Consider the following 14,841-nt stretch of genomic DNA (forward strand, 5'->3'; position numbering starts at 1 on the left):
CTCAATTTAAGACTTTAATGGTAACTTTTACCTCATTGGATGAAACTATCCTAAACCACGTTGTTGGCCTTTCAATAACGTTAACTCCAGCCTTTAACTTTACGCTATCGCTAACCTCATCATTAATATCAGCTTTTAACTGTAGTTCAGCTTCTCCGTTAAGTGAAAGGATTAACCTATTTGCACAAGGAGCGTAGTACCACTTACTCTCCCTTCCCTTGAACTTCCCCCTTAGCTCGCCGTAACTCCTAGGATCAAATATGGACTCATTAACGTATTCCGCCCAAATCTCGTGAGTATACCCTTCTCTTCCCGTGTCCAGCCTAGTAGTGTAGGTGTCTCTAAATGATGCGAAGAATAGCTTAGGCTTTCCGTCTGGCTCTGTGGTGTAATGGGGATGTCCTACTTGAACGAATGAGTCATCTAAACCTAAAAGGGGCATTATTGAACCTTGAAGCATACCAACATTTTTGATGTCTTCAGGTAAGTAGAGTTCATCTATACTAGGCCCTATAAAGGTTTGCAATGCCCATTTAGAAATGGTATCTATTTCAACGAATATTTGAAACCTTGGAATTAATGTCAAGTCTAACACGTCATTACTCCTAGCCCATACTCCCACTTCCCCTAGATCCTCAACTGTCACTTTCTCCAGGTCGTCAATGTTCCTTATTAGAAATAGTTTAACTCCAGATGAATCATCATTTGGACTTACGGCAAATGCGTCATGTAAGTTCCTATATGCACCGGTAGGTCTTATTGGAAATCCCGAATCCTTCTTTAAGTCCTTATTTAAAAGTTTATATCCCTTTAATTTCCATTCCGGGTCGAAGACGAACAAATAAACGTCATTACCGTGTGTTGACGTTACGTAAAATTCATCCCTAGCCTCATTATAGAATCCCCTCACTGCATTATTACTGTAATTGACTTGACTTGGAAAGTTATAGGGCAGAATCTTCTTAATCGTAGTGTAATCCACGTTTAGACTTCGATCAATTTGCATTACGAACCCTTCCCTCTTTAACCCCATAGGATCAATCCATCCAGTGAACAATAGCCAATGTTTATCTCTTTTAACGTCATAGATAATGTATGGCGTACCAACTCCTCCCTTAATTTCATTTACAGGTGACTTTTGAGGAAGAATTACGGGTTGAATAGTGGATTGCTCTCTCATTAATAATATTATGATATAACAGTTTATAAGTAAAACCGCACACCAGTATGGATTTTCTATTGTATATCAAAAATTTACTAAAAGATCACATATAGTTGATAATCTAAAGATCGAGGTACTAGAACTAAATATTTTTGAATCTGTGAGACCATTATCTTGAAATATTGAAAATTAGAAGAATTCTCATGAACACCCTCTGAAGATGGTAACAGCTTAAAATGAATAAGATTTGTCCTTTTCGATAAAGGGGTTTTACCATTTACTCTTTAAACTGCTTTGTGGACTATCAATTTTCTTAGAAGATGTTAAGCTCATTAAGTTTTCTTAAATTAAAATCAACCGTTGTTTTAAAAGTAAGTTCAGCGTTAAATCAGATAAAAATTGAAGTAACCCACAAAGTATCTTTAAACGAAAAGTTTATATATTATAGTCTTATGAGACTATTCCCGTGAGACTATATCTCAGAAGACAAGAAGAGAATAAAATTGCAGGCATAAAGAACTGGACGCTAATTTACGGTAGAAGAAAAACAGGCAAAACTACATTAGTTAAGAGTGCATTGAAATACGACACTTATATTATAATAGGAGACGTAAATAACGCAATAACTCAAAGCGATGAAATAGTAAGAATTGAAAAGGCATTGGAAGAGGTAAAGAGAACTCTAAAGAATGGAGGAATAGCGGTAATTGACGAATTCCAAAGATTGCCAGAGATATATTGGTCTCTAATTGCCAGTTGGGCGCCTTCCGGTATATTGGTAGCTATTGGCTCAAGTTACGGGATTGTCAATAAGATCTTTGATAGAAATAGCCCCTTGTTAGGGATTTTCACACCTTTAGAAATAGGTCTAATCTCATATGAAGACGTGTTGTCACAACTTAACGACCCAGTCTTATCGGTACTTTACAGAGACCCTTGGATAATTCCCTTCATAGAAAGTTACGATGAGTTAAAGAAGAGAATAAAGGAGTTTTCACTAGTTGCAAAGGGTTTAATAGGAGAGGTTTTCAAAGAGGAGGAAAGACAACTCACAGATCTATATTACAAAATATTGTTAACCTTAGGGGAAGGTGTATGGAGGAGTAAGGAAATCGCTGGAATAATACAAAGGGAAGAACCAACAGTCGCATCAATGATAAATAAATTGGCTAAAATGGGGCTGGTAAGTAAGATTCTCACGTTAGGAAAAGAGAACTATTACAAGGTATCTTCCCCTCCCCTTTCCTTAATTTTGTATGCCGAAAGTAAGTATATGGTAAGCGAAAGGGATGCGTTGATAGAGGAACTACCCATTGGAAGGGAAGTCCAGTTTTCAATAGGAGAAATGTTAGCTAAGTACTTTGGAGGCCAACTTTACTATTCTCCTAAAGAGGACATAGATGTTGTAATAGTTAAGAAAAAGAAGCCAGTATGGGCTTTTGAAATTAAGATGGGAGAAATTACTAAAAGTGAAGCATTAAATAGTATAAAGAGGATGAGTAAGGTAAGCGAAAGGGTTGGTTTTGTCAGTTTAAAGGAGAAACCAGATGATTATGGTGACTTGAATTTAGGTCCTAAGGAGTTAATGCAAATCGCAAAGGAGTTATCTAGTTAAGAGAAGAAGAAATATTACTTTCAACTACCACACTCTATATAATGGAATGGAAGATAAGGATTAAGGAGGTAATCGAAAAGATCGCTACGGCAAAGAGGAGGATGCCAGAGGTTAGGGTAGATAATGAGGGAAACCCAGAACATGAAATTGAGGAGAGAATAATGACGATAGAACTACTTAGTGAAAAGGTAAAGCCTGAAGTCTACCCCTTGGATTACTTTAAGTATGATAGTAATAAGAGAATTGCCTCCTTAGATTCCTCATCTAGGTATTTAAGGGACCACTCCGTCAACACCTGTCTTGTTGGGTTGTCAATTTATAGTAATAAAAAGGGGTTCATTGACGGTCCATACACAATAAATACTCCCTACATGGGGATAAGTAGCTATGAGGACATCTTAAAGGCAATTAACGTCAATGACATTTACATTAGGACTAAGAACGTCATAGGCTACTATTACGTGAACGAACCTAGAAACGAGTACAAAATAGATGACATAGCTGATGAGATCAGAACTGAGGCAGAAAATATAGGTTTGAAAGAGGTAATTGACGATCATGATATAGTAATAGTTGACGGTCCCATTTATCCAACACCCCTAGAGTTAACTGAGGAATTGGAAGTCACAAGTGAGGCTAGAAGGAAGCACAAAATCGCGTATGCGAAGCTTGTGAACGATAGGATAAAAACTCTAAACGTCAAAGTCATTGGAGTGGTTAAGAGGTTGGAGAACTCCAAGAAGCTCGTAAATGAGAAGAAGATCACAGAATTGCTGGGAATAGAGAACAGAAACGTTAAGGATAATACTGTATTGGAATTAATAGATGAAAAAGTGTGTAGAAAGAGTAATTACCCATATATTTGCATCATAGGTCCCTTCAAGATAGAATACGCGATACAGGTTGAGGACGAGAACGGAAGTAAGGTTATTGAAAAGGTTCCACCTAAATACGCCTATTACGTTATAATGAGGAGACCCTATTTTCCTCCTAGCTTTTTGAGGATAGAAAGTATAAGTGATAAAATGGACTTATCCCCAGTTCTCTCAAGAATAACCGAGAACAATCTATTACCAACTTACATTGAGATCGTGGATAAAAGGAGTAAGAGGATATCAGCTTCCCTCTTCATTTACGCTTATGAAATCGCGTCAAATAACCTGAACGTAATTCACGACGATAAGATGACCTACGCCAACGTTTTCCAGCAATTCCTAACTAGTTAAAAGTTGCAGTAAGAGTTTTAGCTTTCAACTCCTCTACAGCTCTTAACTAGTTAAAAGGGTCTTTATTGGTATTTCACTGAAGTTAATTGAATACACAATACCCAACCCCGGAATTGCGTGTTTTAGGAAATCCTCGTACTCCTCTAATCCTATTCTTCTCAACACGTGACTTTCATTCCTCATTACCACTTTAGTATTGGCTAACTGTAAAACTAGTGGATTCAGATCCTCTGGAACGTGGGTAGCTAACACAACACCCATATTCCTTACTCTACCTAACCTCATTACCCTATTTATCAACCCCTCAACTATGTCCTTTGACACGTTCTCAGAGTCAGTCTGCGGAAAATATTCGTGAGCTTCATCCATGATTATTAACGATAGTTTAGTGTCTTGATGCTTCTTATACAGTTCATCTTTCCAAGCGAAGAAGTCTTCCAATACCTTATATGCAATAGTTGCGACGGCCTCGATTGAAGCAGACTTCTCCATAACCCAGCTCAAGTCAACAACCACGTCATCATTTGGTATCTTATCCGGTCTGAAATCAACTGTTCCTGGGACTGTGAATATTCCATAACTTTCGTAAGCCTTCAATGTCCTAACTATAACGTCTTGCGTTGAGTAGGCTAACTCAAGTTCCTTCATTACACTACGTAACATCTTACCCATGTGGAAAGTTAACGTCTTAGTCTTAGGATCATAGGCAACTTCATCTTTACTAAAATTTGAACTAATGCTAATGCCACTTAGAGTAACACTTATATTACCTATAAGTTTCCCCGGAGTTAGATTGTCCCTTAACATGGATGCGATCTCGTAATCTGTCAATACCCTATTGATCTTGTCCTTTAGTGAGTACCTAATCTTATCCAGCAATTCGTCAATAATGGCTTCCCAGTACATGGAGGCTCTCGCAGTGAAGTAAGGGGTTATCTTATTGAAGTTCCTTAGATTATCGTAAAAGTTTATGGAATAGGGAACTACGAACACATCGTGATTGTTACACTTGACGAAAGCTCCGTAACCGTTTACTACATTAATGGTGTTAGGATCACATCCATACCAGTTGGCGAAATCCTCAACGTGGTCTTGAATTGAAACCTTACTATTGGGTTCTTCAACGACTGGCATTAAAACGGAGAAGTCTTTCCTACCCTTTAGGAAATTAACGAAGTCCCCTTGCCTATCGAAGATCAAAGTACTCTTATCAATGTCTTGGCTGGAAATTATCGTCTTAAGTAAAGTGGTCTTACCGGATCCAGTTGTACCTAAAATTAAGGTGTGATGTCTTAAGGCGTATTGGTCAAGTCTAACCTCAGCCTCAATCTCCTCTCCCCCAGAAAATATTTTTCCAATCACTATACCGTTTTCTGGAATCCTCAAAATTCTCTCAATTAAATTAGGGTTTGGGATGAACACTGGACTTTGAGGGTCGATGGGTGAAACAGCTGGCCTAATCTTATCTCCCTCCATTTCCGCAATTGGTCTCAAGGCTATGTAAGTGGTTGTAACAATGGTAGAGGGATCCCTAGGGTAAGTTAATTCTCTTATTCCCAGTCTAGCTAAGGCGTCAGCTCTACTAATGGAGTAAACTTGCCCAAGCATTATGATTGGTTTTATGATACTCCTTATCGCTAGGTATTGACCCCTCTTTATATCGCTGTTCTGATAATTATCGAAAAGTATGTCAACTCCTACTAACTCGTTCTCGTTAACGGTAACTGTCTCATACCTAGTTACCCTTCCAATTATTGTTCCGTATTTACTTGCCTCATTCTCGGCATCATCGAGCTTTTTCCTTAGTTCATCAATAACGTTTTCTAAATCCCTTTCCTCTGATGACATAAATATAAGGTTGAAGAATAGAAATTAAAATTTTACTCGAGTTAAAAACGCTTTACCTTCTCGTCATGGGTGTATCAAAGTAGGAACCATAGCTTACAAGAAGGTATTTGAAAATCTCGTAATAGTCCTTTCTAATCCAATACCTAAAGAAGTTCATAACGTTATCCTCAATCTCAACCTCAACGTTATTCCTCAAAACGTAAATGTCAAAAGTTGATAGGCTAACACTTTTAATTACCTCAACTATGCCTTGACTAACTAACCTCTTCAGTGTTTCCTTAAGGTTTAGGGAATAGGGACCAAAAATACTTGGCGTGAAGTCTAGGTTTAACTCAACTCCTAGCTCCTTTTCTAGTAAGAACATTATGAACTGTATTTCATTTAGCGTAAGTTTAGCCTCATCCTCCCAACTAGCTTTCAGCAAGGCTAATAGGTACTTTTCACTCTCTTCCATGGTATTTTATAGGGTTTAATAATACACAGTTTACCGATAGTGATTAAAAATATAGGGTAAAGTGTATTTTAGAAATAAAATGGATTTTCTTCAGAATTATAAGATCTTTATAGAATGGCATAATACTGGAGTTGTTATACACTATAGCTTACAACTGAAAGCCTCACCCTTTACGGTAGACCCAAAATCATTTCCCGTAATATTAGCAATGTAAAGCCTAGTTTTGCTGATAATAACACATAAGGCAGGATACAAAGTTATAGAAGTATTAAAAAGGATACCCACACCACCTCCAGTACCTCCTCCCTAACTTCCTTTAGCCACCTCCAATAGTACTCTTCCTAACACTTTTATTGAATCCAATAAATCTTTAACGTAAACGAACTCATCTGTAGCATGTGCTAACTCAATTCTTCCTGGACCGTAATTAATACTCTTTATTCCCTCACTTACAGTAAACCTAATATCGAAAGTCCCTGCAGATAAAACAACATTGGGATCAACTCCCCTAACCTCCTTTATACTCTTCCTCAGAGCTTCTATTAGCCTCTTATCCTCACTTACTACGGTATCGACAGCGTAAAACTCATCGTAATCAAACTTAACGCCAGTCTCACTACTCACATTCCTTAATACACGTAAAATGCTCTCCCTAACCTCATCAATTCTCTCTTCTGGGATCAATCTCCTAACTATGCTGAACTCACAGTAATCGGCTACAGTGTTAACCCAAGTACCACACTTAACGGTACCTACCAATATTGACGGCTTCTTACCAGCCTCTGGTGTAATGTTGTACTTTGAGGTAATGTTGGGTAAGGAAGCGTAAAGCCTTTCAATCATAATTGCTGAAGCCTTGACTGCGTCAATTCCCAACTGAGGAAAACCTCCATGGCTCTTCTTCCCATATACCTTAACCACAGCCCAGATTGCACCCCTATGACCATTACAAATGTTATCTGGTCCAGTGGGTTCCGTGAATATTACGTAATCTGCGTTTTTCTTGTAAATTTCCCTTAAGCAATAGGTACCAGCATTTTTATTCCCCACAGTCTCTTCATCTGGGACAAACGTCTGTATAATTTTCACATTAGGGGATAATAGTTTAGCCCTCTTTAACATTTCCACAGCGTAAATTTGGGCAACTATTCCAGACTTCATATCAGAGGCTCCCCTACCGTAAACCTTACCATCCTTTTCAATACCCTCATAGGGGTTAACGCTCCATCCTTCACCTGCAGGAACGACATCGTAATGTCCATTAAACGCAATCCTTACGTTACCGTTACCAAGATAACCTATTAGATTTGGTCTATTACCACTTCCGAACCTGACAAGTTCCTTATCGCCCTCAATTATCTCCGTTTTATACCCAAACTCCTCCAACTTATCCCTCAGCATGCTAACAATTTTATCGTAATTTAAGCCCGGGGGATTTTCCGTTGGAATCCTTATCAACTGCTTTAAGAACTCCACGATCTCATCCTTAGACGCCTCAACGATTTCATCCAATATCATATATTCATAACTGTACAGGAAGGTATTTAAACTGTGTTAAGTGATTTACAAAAAATGGGGGTTAAGGGGGCGGAAAGCCTCGCCTCTCTGAGGCGGGGACGGATAGCCCCCTTTGAATCCCTATCTTTATAACTTTATAACTAAAGGCCTCACTGACGGTGAGGAAGCCAGAGGCTATTGACTTGGTGAACGAAAAGTCCTTTAATCATTTTTACATGCTTTTACAAGTTGGTTTGGGAAATCGGAAGTTATATCATCTACACCCATTTCGCAATACGATTTCATTTCCTCCTCTTCGTTAACTGTCCACACACCAATCTTAAGGTCATTATCGTGAGTGATTTTTAGGTCATCATTAGTTATAAGCCAACTAGAAGCGTGAATCCATTTAGCGTTCAACTTTTTCGCTATGTCAATAAACCACCTTGGTTTCCCAACTATTATTAACCCTATCTCCACGTTTTTGTCCAATTCCCTAACCTTCTCTAAGGCGTCGAAGTCAAAGGAGATTATTTGTACCTTATCCTTCAACGAAAATCTTTCTATCTCCTCTAGTAATAATCTCTCAATATCCGGGTAAACCTTTGAGCTATGTTTTATTTCTATCTTGTACAAAAGACTATCACCAAAGGTCTCAAGGACATCTTTCAACAAAGGCACACCAGTACCCTTCCACTGTTGACCTAACTTAATTCCAGCATCTAGTCTTCCTATCTCATCGTAAGTTAGTTCAGATACTCTTCCTTTACCATTAGTTGTCCTATCGACAGTCTCATCGTGGATCACTACCAACTTTTTATCCTTTGAAAGATGAACGTCCAATTCAACACCGTCTACTCCAAAGCATTTGGCAATCTTGAAGGAAGGTATAGTGTTTTCCGGCGAAAGACCTCTACTTCCCCTATGGCCGAAAAGTAATGGTCTCATGAGAGTATATTGCATTACGGTTTAATAAGATTTTAATACTGTCTAAAATTAAATAGAACTGAGAGATGAGTGTCTTTTAGACGCTTTAGCCTTATATCCTCTCTTCTTAATTATATTGACAAATCGATTTAGAAAAAATTCCCGTAGTTCTCACCTTTTATGAGATAGGGAAAGCAATTTGGAAAGAATACTATTTGGACAAGAAGCTGATTCCTCGCTACCTCAATGAGGCTAGGCTTTCGACGTTTTGTATTATAACTAAACCTAATAGTATTTCTAGAATTCTCTCCATAACAGATTATTTTCAACTGATTCGTACACATCTTTAATTACTTGTATAGAGCTTATTTACTGTGATTATCTTGAAAGCTAACAAAATCGATTACCTATTTATCCTTTTTGGGCTCCTAGGACTAGGTGCAATGATATACTCTTACCTATCCTTTGGCTTAGATGTGGTAAGTAGGAACAGTTGTACCATAAATTCTGTAATAAGCTGTTCATCAGTTGAAACTAGTATATACTCGACGTTTCTAGGTATAAAACTATACTATTACGGAATGGCTTACTTTTCCGCCATTATAGTACTCTCCTTACTTGTCGTAAAGGAAATAAGAATAAATATAACCGGTTACCTAATTTCCCTTCTGAGTATCATAGCCTCTATCATATCAGTTTACTTAATATACACTGAAATATTCTTGTTGGGGCACATATGTATATTATGCACATTAGCACATGTCTCAATTTTCAGCCTGCTGATCCTCTCCGTGATTAAGTTCAGGTTCATTTAGTGGTGTTAGTCAACAAGGGCGAACTCTTTTTTACTTAATCAACCTAATATATTACATGCAGAGTCTTGCAACGCTTGGTTCAAACAAATCAGTAACAACAGTTAATGCAATAATGACTGAAATATTCACTGACGTAAAGCCAACCAAAATCGAAATATTAAGGGAAACCCCTCCATCAAGGGATATAAGACAAGGGTTTAAGAAGGCTTTAAATTACATGGGAATTAACGCTGAAATTAATGACGTTATGATAGGAGTGAGTGTAAACAAGTGGAGGGATGAGATCAAAAAGTACGAATATGATATCTTGGACATAACGCCAGGGAGAAAATATATGGCGTTAACAAGTGCAAATTACGGGAAGGCAAATCAAGTTAGATATATTTATTTAAGGAACGAATCTCAAGGGTATAGAATTTTCGGCTACGTACCCTTTGAGGAGATAAAGATCTTTGACATTAGGAACGGGAATGAGATAAAAATTTCGAACCCACCCCATACAACAGTTAACGATAGGAACTCCACACTCGGCATTGAGTCCCTAAAAGCCCTTTACAACATTTTATCCCTTTACGGTGAAGTTAGGATAAAGATAGGGAGGGATTACGTAGAGGAAATGAATGACGATAAAATTGTGGAGTTGTGCAAAATGAGGAGCGGTATGATATCCTTTGAAGAGGAGAAGAGGATAAAGGATTCTCTAAATAAGGAAGACGTCTACTTCGTAGCTGACACAAACGTTTACATTAATCTGGGAAATAGGATAAGGGAACTATTTTGGGGACAAGAAAAGGGATTTAGACTAATCCCGCTTCTCGCAGTTTATAAGGAATTGAGTGAGAAATTAAACAGTACTCAAAAGGATGAGAAGCTAGTAGTATTTCGTCTAGGTATGGCCGCTTTCAAAAGCGTTCACTTAGCATTAGTACCACAACTTGAGGATAGATTGAGTAAAAGTGGAGACGTTGAGGTAATGAATGAAGTTAAAAAGCTTAAGTCGGCCTTACCAAATAACGTAGTTCTAGTTACAATGGATAAAAACTTGGCTTCAAACATTTCGTTAAACGTGAAAACAATAACGTTAGAGAAGAGAGTTACGAATAAACAATACGATATGGGTGAGTTCTTACATTGCTTAAGCTATTACCCTCAATATAGTTTCAATAAGGGAATTAGGAAAGACTTATACTTGGAACTTGAGGGAAAAGACGTAGCTAAGATCAGTTATAACACTGAGGATTTACTAACAGTAAATGTTGAAACGTTAGATATTAAATACAATTACGCCAAAGTTTTAGAGGTGCTAAAAGACGTCATAAAACCCTCTTCATGAACTCGCTTTCTTCCACAATTGACCTCTCGTGAAGTCCCTCACCTATTTTCTTATCCTCGTAAAAGGCCTCAACCTTGAATTTCAACTTTTTACCATTAACCTCAATTAGAGTTGCCCTAACTTTAACTTCCTTACCAATACTAATGGGTATTAAGTGCTTAACATCTACGTGATATCCCACAGTGGTCTTCCCCTTTTCCAAATACTTTTGAACTAGCTCAAGGGCCACGTTTTCCATAAAGGTAATCATCATGGGAGTTGATAAAACGTTAACGCTACCACTTCCAACTGCAATTGCTGAATGTTCTTGCCTAACGAGAAAGACCTTTTCCAAACTCTCCCCAACCTTCATGAGAGAAGAGAGGGAAAAGGGAAAAATAAAGTTAATAGTCTGAGCTTTAAAGAGATAGTATGACAGTCCTCCTGTTTGGTTTTGAACCCTTTTTGGAATACAAGGAAAATCCATCTCAGTTAATTGTTGAAGCCTTAAATGGAAGTACCATATTAAAGGAAGAGGTCAAAGGTGTGATATTGCCAGTTGAGTATGAGAAGATAGAGGATTTGATAGTTACGAAAATTAGGGAGATGAAACCAATATTAACTTTAGGAATTGGCGTAGCCCCAGGTAGGACGAAAATAACGCCGGAGAAGATAGCCATAAATTATAGGTACTCAAGAGAAGCCGATAACTCTGGAAAAAGGTATAGGGGAGAGAAAATCGACCCCTTAGGACAAGACGGTATCTTTACGAATATACCGGTGGAGGATTTAGTTGATTACCTTAATAATAATGGAATACCAGCAGAGTTAAGCTTAACTGCAGGAAGCTATCTGTGTAATAATGCAATGTACATCATAATTAGGGAATCTAAGAAGTATAATAGCTTAGGTGGTTTCATTCACGTTCCCTTACACGAATCATATGCCGCGAGAATACAACGACCTATTCCATCCATGAGTTTAGATACTATGATAAGGGGAATAAGATTATCAATAGAATTTATATTAACAAATAAAAAAGAGAATCTTACCTTATCCTAGTTGCCAAGTTAACTCCTCTGTATTCATAGCAAACCTCGTGAAGGGCATTGAATAGTAAAGTAGAGCCAAGTTGTGAGTCTGCATGCCATAACTCATCATTAAATAACCGACAACTGAAGGTCCATCGTAATAGGCTGCTGCGTTCTCAAGTATTTGAGTCTCATTGGCCATATATGAGTAAATTGAATTCAACACTACTTGTTGATCCGTATTGTTCAACTGCCTTAAGAAGTAATCCCTAAACTCCATAGCCATCTTAGCGTAGTAGTTGGAGAAGAAACCAAAATCATATATCACGTTAGGATTTCTATACGTTTGTAATAGTAGCGAAATGTTACCATATTGGGAGTTGGTAACACTATTAACATACTCAGCTGCGTATAAATCCGTTATAAACGCGTTGTACAATCCTTGATAGAAACCATAGGGTGTAATGGATGGTCCTACATTTATGGACAAACTCAAGGAAGCCCAAGCGTTAGCCAATATCTCGTCTGATAAATTACCGGTAAATAAATATACAGCTTCGCCAGCAGTTTCGATCTTCCACAAATTGCTCAAATTACTTGCTTCTAAAATTGCCTTGTCAACTTCAGCTGATAAGTTATAATTGTTCTGATAAAGTAACTCAATTGCGTTAACTGCAGGGTTTGGTAAGAAGTAAAAGGTGGTGTAATTTCCACTCTTTGCTAAACTCTCAGCTTCACTCCAATACTTTTGAGCCATAGCCTTTGCAGTAGCATTAGTGCTTTCGTTATACAACGTACTGTAAATTTGGCTTAAGTACTTAAAACCAACACTGAAATTAATTGGGAGATCCATGTAACCTTTTGGTTGGGGTAATTGCAATTGTGTTACTATTTGATAAATTTGTGGTATTGATGAGACTGTATACAACACTTCTCCATGCTCTTTAGCGAATTGTAATGCCATTTGGTAATTTTGACCCTCTGCCAGAGCCATCATTTGAGGAACTACCAAGTAATAAATTCCTCCCTCATACAATTGTACAATCCTTTGGTATACAACACCAGTTGAGTACATGTAACCTTCTAAGCCAACATCCCCTAAGAAGTATAACGACTTATTTAAAGAAGATTGTTCATTTAGCATTGATACTAAATACATAACTGTAGCGGAATCAGTCTTTACTGCACCACCAACGTTAATGCAGCTAGGAGAATTAATATACAGATAATAGTTATAGCTAGTTAAGGGTTGGTAGGCTAGCATTGAGGAAACTACTGCAGCCCCTTTAGCACCTGCTAAATAACCATTACCAGAAATGTATGGATTTCCTATAAATACTAGGCCTTCACCTGGAGTAACATAGGCGTATTGTGCAGCTATTGTGTGATATGGAAATACTGGGTTTATTAGGTAGTCCTCACCATTTCCTAAATTCGCAGGATCACTCTGTGGATACGCTATTACCTTTTGCTCTTGTACTATAGTTTGCGTAGTTTTGTCGTTTGTACTTCCCACTAGGTAACCTACAACTCCACTTACAATTACCAAGATTAATAATACGGAAACTAAAATATATTTATTCATTTTTATCGATTTAAAGAAAGATACTTTCTTTTTTAAGCTTTTACCCAAATCTGATATAAAAGTGAAAGATGGATATTTAAAACTGGAGAAAACTAGTTAAACCAAATGAGTGAAAAGAAACTACTGACCTTTTGGCAAGCACTATTCATTGGATTAGGAAACATAATAGGAGCTGGAATATTCGTTATGGCGGGTTCGACGATAAGCGTCGCTGGGCCTGGATCAATAATAGCCTTTATATTTACTGCAATTTTCGCAATGACAGTTGGGTTAAATAGCGCAGAATTATCCTCAATTTTCACAGACGTTGAAGGAGGAGTTTACAGTTTTACCTTAAAGACTCTCGGGGAAATGTCCGGATTCCTAGTTGGCTGGTTTAGGGTAATATCATATGCAATTGGTGGAGCTGCAACTGCTCTAGGCTTTTCAGGCTATCTCCTACTATTTGGTCTACCCAAAACGCTTTACTACCCTTTAGCTGTAATACTCATCGCAATCTTACTGGTTTTGGACTATTTCGGGATAAGGACAGTTGCTGAAGTCGATACTGTATTTGTGATAATAAACATTTCAAGTCTAATACTCTTCTCATTGACAGTCCCCATTCTAGTAGGGATAAAGGTACATAATTTCGTACCGTTGTTTCCCCATGGAATACAAGGAGTATTGACAGCGTCGAATCTGGCCTTTTTCGCCTATTCCGGCTTTAACACAATTGCCACACTAACGCCATCAACTAAAAACGGTGAAAAGGTAATTCCTAAGGCAATTGTGGTGTCGTTAATAATAACCTCAATAATCTACATCTCAGTTGTGTTCTCCATGATTGACGCAATGCCTTGGTACTATTACGGTCAAACTTCAGCCCCTCTCTCCTTAGCCCTATCCCAAATTCACGCTCCCTCGTGGTTGTTCCTAATTACTTCAATATCAGCAATCCTAGCAACTATTAGTGTAACCTTATCCATCATTGTTGCCAGTGAAAGGACTTTAAGGCAACTATCAAGGGATTTCCAATTACCAGTAAAACACGAGCTATTGGTTGTAGGTGGGATAATGTTAGCATCACTACTATTAGGGAACGTGGAGGCAATAGCGTTAGCTAGTACTTTCGGGATCATATTTTCCTATATGCTTACTGGTCTGGAAGTCATAATTGTCAGGAGAAAAGGTCTAAGGGGAAGCTTCAGATCTCCCGCCTTTCCAGTAATCCAAGTTTTCGCAATAATACTTTCAGCACTATTCATGATTTCACTCGGCTTAAACTCTTTGGAAATAGGTGTTGTTACACTATTTATAGGAATTTTAGTGTATGAAACGTTGAGGGAAGTGAAAGGACATGAGAATAGGAAAAAGTGAAAGAAAAAAG

The 14,841-nt window shown here is 37.8% G+C and carries 13 protein-coding genes and 1 pseudogene; 7 read left to right on the forward strand and 7 right to left on the reverse strand.

Annotated features, from left to right (window positions below):
• Position 1: 1 nt before the first annotated feature.
• Positions 2–1,180 (reverse strand): hypothetical protein, encoded by a 1,179-nt coding sequence (locus J5U23_RS07970; RefSeq protein ID WP_218265795.1) that lies wholly within the window; start codon positions 1,178–1,180, stop codon positions 2–4.
• A 448-nt stretch (positions 1,181–1,628) separates the two neighbouring features.
• On the opposite strand from J5U23_RS07970, the gene J5U23_RS07975 reads away from it, so the two are divergent.
• Both J5U23_RS07975 and J5U23_RS07980 read left to right on the forward strand, forming a co-directional pair.
• Complete coding sequence (locus J5U23_RS07975) at positions 1,629–2,777, forward strand: AAA family ATPase (protein WP_218265796.1); 1,149 nt, start codon at positions 1,629–1,631, stop codon at positions 2,775–2,777.
• A gap of 41 nt (positions 2,778–2,818) precedes the next feature.
• Positions 2,819–4,003 carry a DNA double-strand break repair nuclease NurA gene (locus J5U23_RS07980; RefSeq protein WP_218265797.1) on the forward strand — a complete coding sequence of 395 codons (1,185 nt, stop codon included), beginning with the start codon at positions 2,819–2,821 and terminating at the stop codon, positions 4,001–4,003.
• A gap of 42 nt (positions 4,004–4,045) precedes the next feature.
• Here J5U23_RS07980 and J5U23_RS07985 read toward each other — a convergent pair whose 3' ends face one another.
• The 4 genes from J5U23_RS07985 to J5U23_RS08000 form a co-directional block, all read right to left on the reverse strand.
• Positions 4,046–5,851 carry an ATP-binding protein gene (locus J5U23_RS07985; RefSeq protein ID WP_218265798.1) on the reverse strand — a complete coding sequence of 602 codons (1,806 nt, stop codon included), beginning with the start codon at positions 5,849–5,851 and terminating at the stop codon, positions 4,046–4,048.
• A gap of 52 nt (positions 5,852–5,903) precedes the next feature.
• Positions 5,904–6,305 carry a conjugal transfer protein gene (locus tag J5U23_RS07990; RefSeq protein WP_218265799.1) on the reverse strand — a complete coding sequence of 134 codons (402 nt, stop codon included), beginning with the start codon at positions 6,303–6,305 and terminating at the stop codon, positions 5,904–5,906.
• A 306-nt stretch (positions 6,306–6,611) separates the two neighbouring features.
• Positions 6,612–7,823 carry a M20 family metallopeptidase gene (locus J5U23_RS07995; protein ID WP_218265800.1) on the reverse strand — a complete coding sequence of 404 codons (1,212 nt, stop codon included), beginning with the start codon at positions 7,821–7,823 and terminating at the stop codon, positions 6,612–6,614.
• A gap of 201 nt (positions 7,824–8,024) precedes the next feature.
• A complete protein-coding gene (locus J5U23_RS08000; protein WP_218265801.1) occupies positions 8,025–8,750 on the reverse strand; it encodes a glycerophosphodiester phosphodiesterase in 726 nt (241 codons plus the stop codon).
• A 58-nt stretch (positions 8,751–8,808) separates the two neighbouring features.
• On the opposite strand from J5U23_RS08000, the pseudogene J5U23_RS16090 reads away from it, so the two are divergent.
• The 3 genes and pseudogenes from J5U23_RS16090 to J5U23_RS15785 form a co-directional block, all read left to right on the forward strand.
• Positions 8,809–8,959 (forward strand): annotated as a pseudogene (locus J5U23_RS16090) (PIN domain nuclease); the annotation flags it as partial.
• Positions 8,960–9,103: 144 nt separating this feature from the next.
• The gene (locus J5U23_RS08005; protein WP_218265802.1) at positions 9,104–9,544 is read left to right on the forward strand and encodes a vitamin K epoxide reductase family protein; all 441 of its coding nucleotides are present in this window, start codon (positions 9,104–9,106) and stop codon (positions 9,542–9,544) included.
• Between the two features lie 55 nt (positions 9,545–9,599).
• Positions 9,600–10,877 carry a PIN domain-containing protein gene (locus tag J5U23_RS15785; RefSeq protein WP_244988746.1) on the forward strand — a complete coding sequence of 426 codons (1,278 nt, stop codon included), beginning with the start codon at positions 9,600–9,602 and terminating at the stop codon, positions 10,875–10,877.
• Here J5U23_RS15785 and J5U23_RS08015 read toward each other — a convergent pair.
• Positions 10,858–11,229: a thioesterase family protein gene (locus J5U23_RS08015; RefSeq protein WP_218265803.1), complete on the reverse strand. Its 372-nt coding sequence runs from the start codon at positions 11,227–11,229 to the stop codon at positions 10,858–10,860. The genes J5U23_RS15785 and J5U23_RS08015 overlap by 20 nt on opposite strands.
• Positions 11,230–11,288: 59 nt before the next feature.
• Between J5U23_RS08015 and J5U23_RS08020 the strand changes: the two genes are divergently transcribed.
• On the forward strand, positions 11,289–11,918 hold the full coding sequence (locus J5U23_RS08020; protein ID WP_218265804.1) for a pyroglutamyl-peptidase I: 630 nt from the start codon (positions 11,289–11,291) through the stop codon (positions 11,916–11,918).
• Here J5U23_RS08020 and J5U23_RS08025 read toward each other — a convergent pair.
• Positions 11,910–13,472 carry a serine protease gene (locus tag J5U23_RS08025; protein WP_218265805.1) on the reverse strand — a complete coding sequence of 521 codons (1,563 nt, stop codon included), beginning with the start codon at positions 13,470–13,472 and terminating at the stop codon, positions 11,910–11,912. The genes J5U23_RS08020 and J5U23_RS08025 overlap by 9 nt on opposite strands.
• Positions 13,473–13,577: 105 nt before the next feature.
• Here J5U23_RS08025 and J5U23_RS08030 point away from each other — a divergent pair, with 105 nt between their 5' ends.
• Positions 13,578–14,831, forward strand: a complete 1,254-nt coding sequence (locus tag J5U23_RS08030) for an APC family permease (protein WP_218265806.1) — start codon at positions 13,578–13,580, stop codon at positions 14,829–14,831.
• The last annotated feature ends 10 nt before the right edge of the window (positions 14,832–14,841 follow it).

The sequence above is a fragment of the Saccharolobus shibatae B12 genome (assembly GCF_019175345.1).
In the GTDB taxonomy this organism is placed as follows: domain Archaea; phylum Thermoproteota; class Thermoprotei_A; order Sulfolobales; family Sulfolobaceae; genus Saccharolobus; species Saccharolobus shibatae.

Excerpts from the sequence above, each read along its gene's own strand:
- J5U23_RS07980 (WP_218265797.1), top strand. The coding sequence starts at position 2,819 with ATGGAATGGAAGATAAGGATTAAGGAGGTAATCGAAAAGATCGCTACG.
- J5U23_RS07995 (WP_218265800.1), bottom strand. The coding sequence starts at position 7,823 with ATGATATTGGATGAAATCGTTGAGGCGTCTAAGGATGAGATCGTGGAG.
- J5U23_RS07990 (WP_218265799.1), bottom strand. The coding sequence starts at position 6,305 with ATGGAAGAGAGTGAAAAGTACCTATTAGCCTTGCTGAAAGCTAGTTGG.
- J5U23_RS08020 (WP_218265804.1), top strand. The coding sequence starts at position 11,289 with ATGACAGTCCTCCTGTTTGGTTTTGAACCCTTTTTGGAATACAAGGAA.
- J5U23_RS07970 (WP_218265795.1), bottom strand. The coding sequence starts at position 1,180 with ATGAGAGAGCAATCCACTATTCAACCCGTAATTCTTCCTCAAAAGTCA.
- J5U23_RS07985 (WP_218265798.1), bottom strand. The coding sequence starts at position 5,851 with ATGTCATCAGAGGAAAGGGATTTAGAAAACGTTATTGATGAACTAAGG.
- J5U23_RS15785 (WP_244988746.1), top strand. The coding sequence starts at position 9,600 with ATGCAGAGTCTTGCAACGCTTGGTTCAAACAAATCAGTAACAACAGTT.
- J5U23_RS08015 (WP_218265803.1), bottom strand. The coding sequence starts at position 11,229 with ATGAAGGTTGGGGAGAGTTTGGAAAAGGTCTTTCTCGTTAGGCAAGAA.
- J5U23_RS08030 (WP_218265806.1), top strand. The coding sequence starts at position 13,578 with ATGAGTGAAAAGAAACTACTGACCTTTTGGCAAGCACTATTCATTGGA.
- J5U23_RS08000 (WP_218265801.1), bottom strand. The coding sequence starts at position 8,750 with ATGAGACCATTACTTTTCGGCCATAGGGGAAGTAGAGGTCTTTCGCCG.
- J5U23_RS08025 (WP_218265805.1), bottom strand. The coding sequence starts at position 13,472 with ATGAATAAATATATTTTAGTTTCCGTATTATTAATCTTGGTAATTGTA.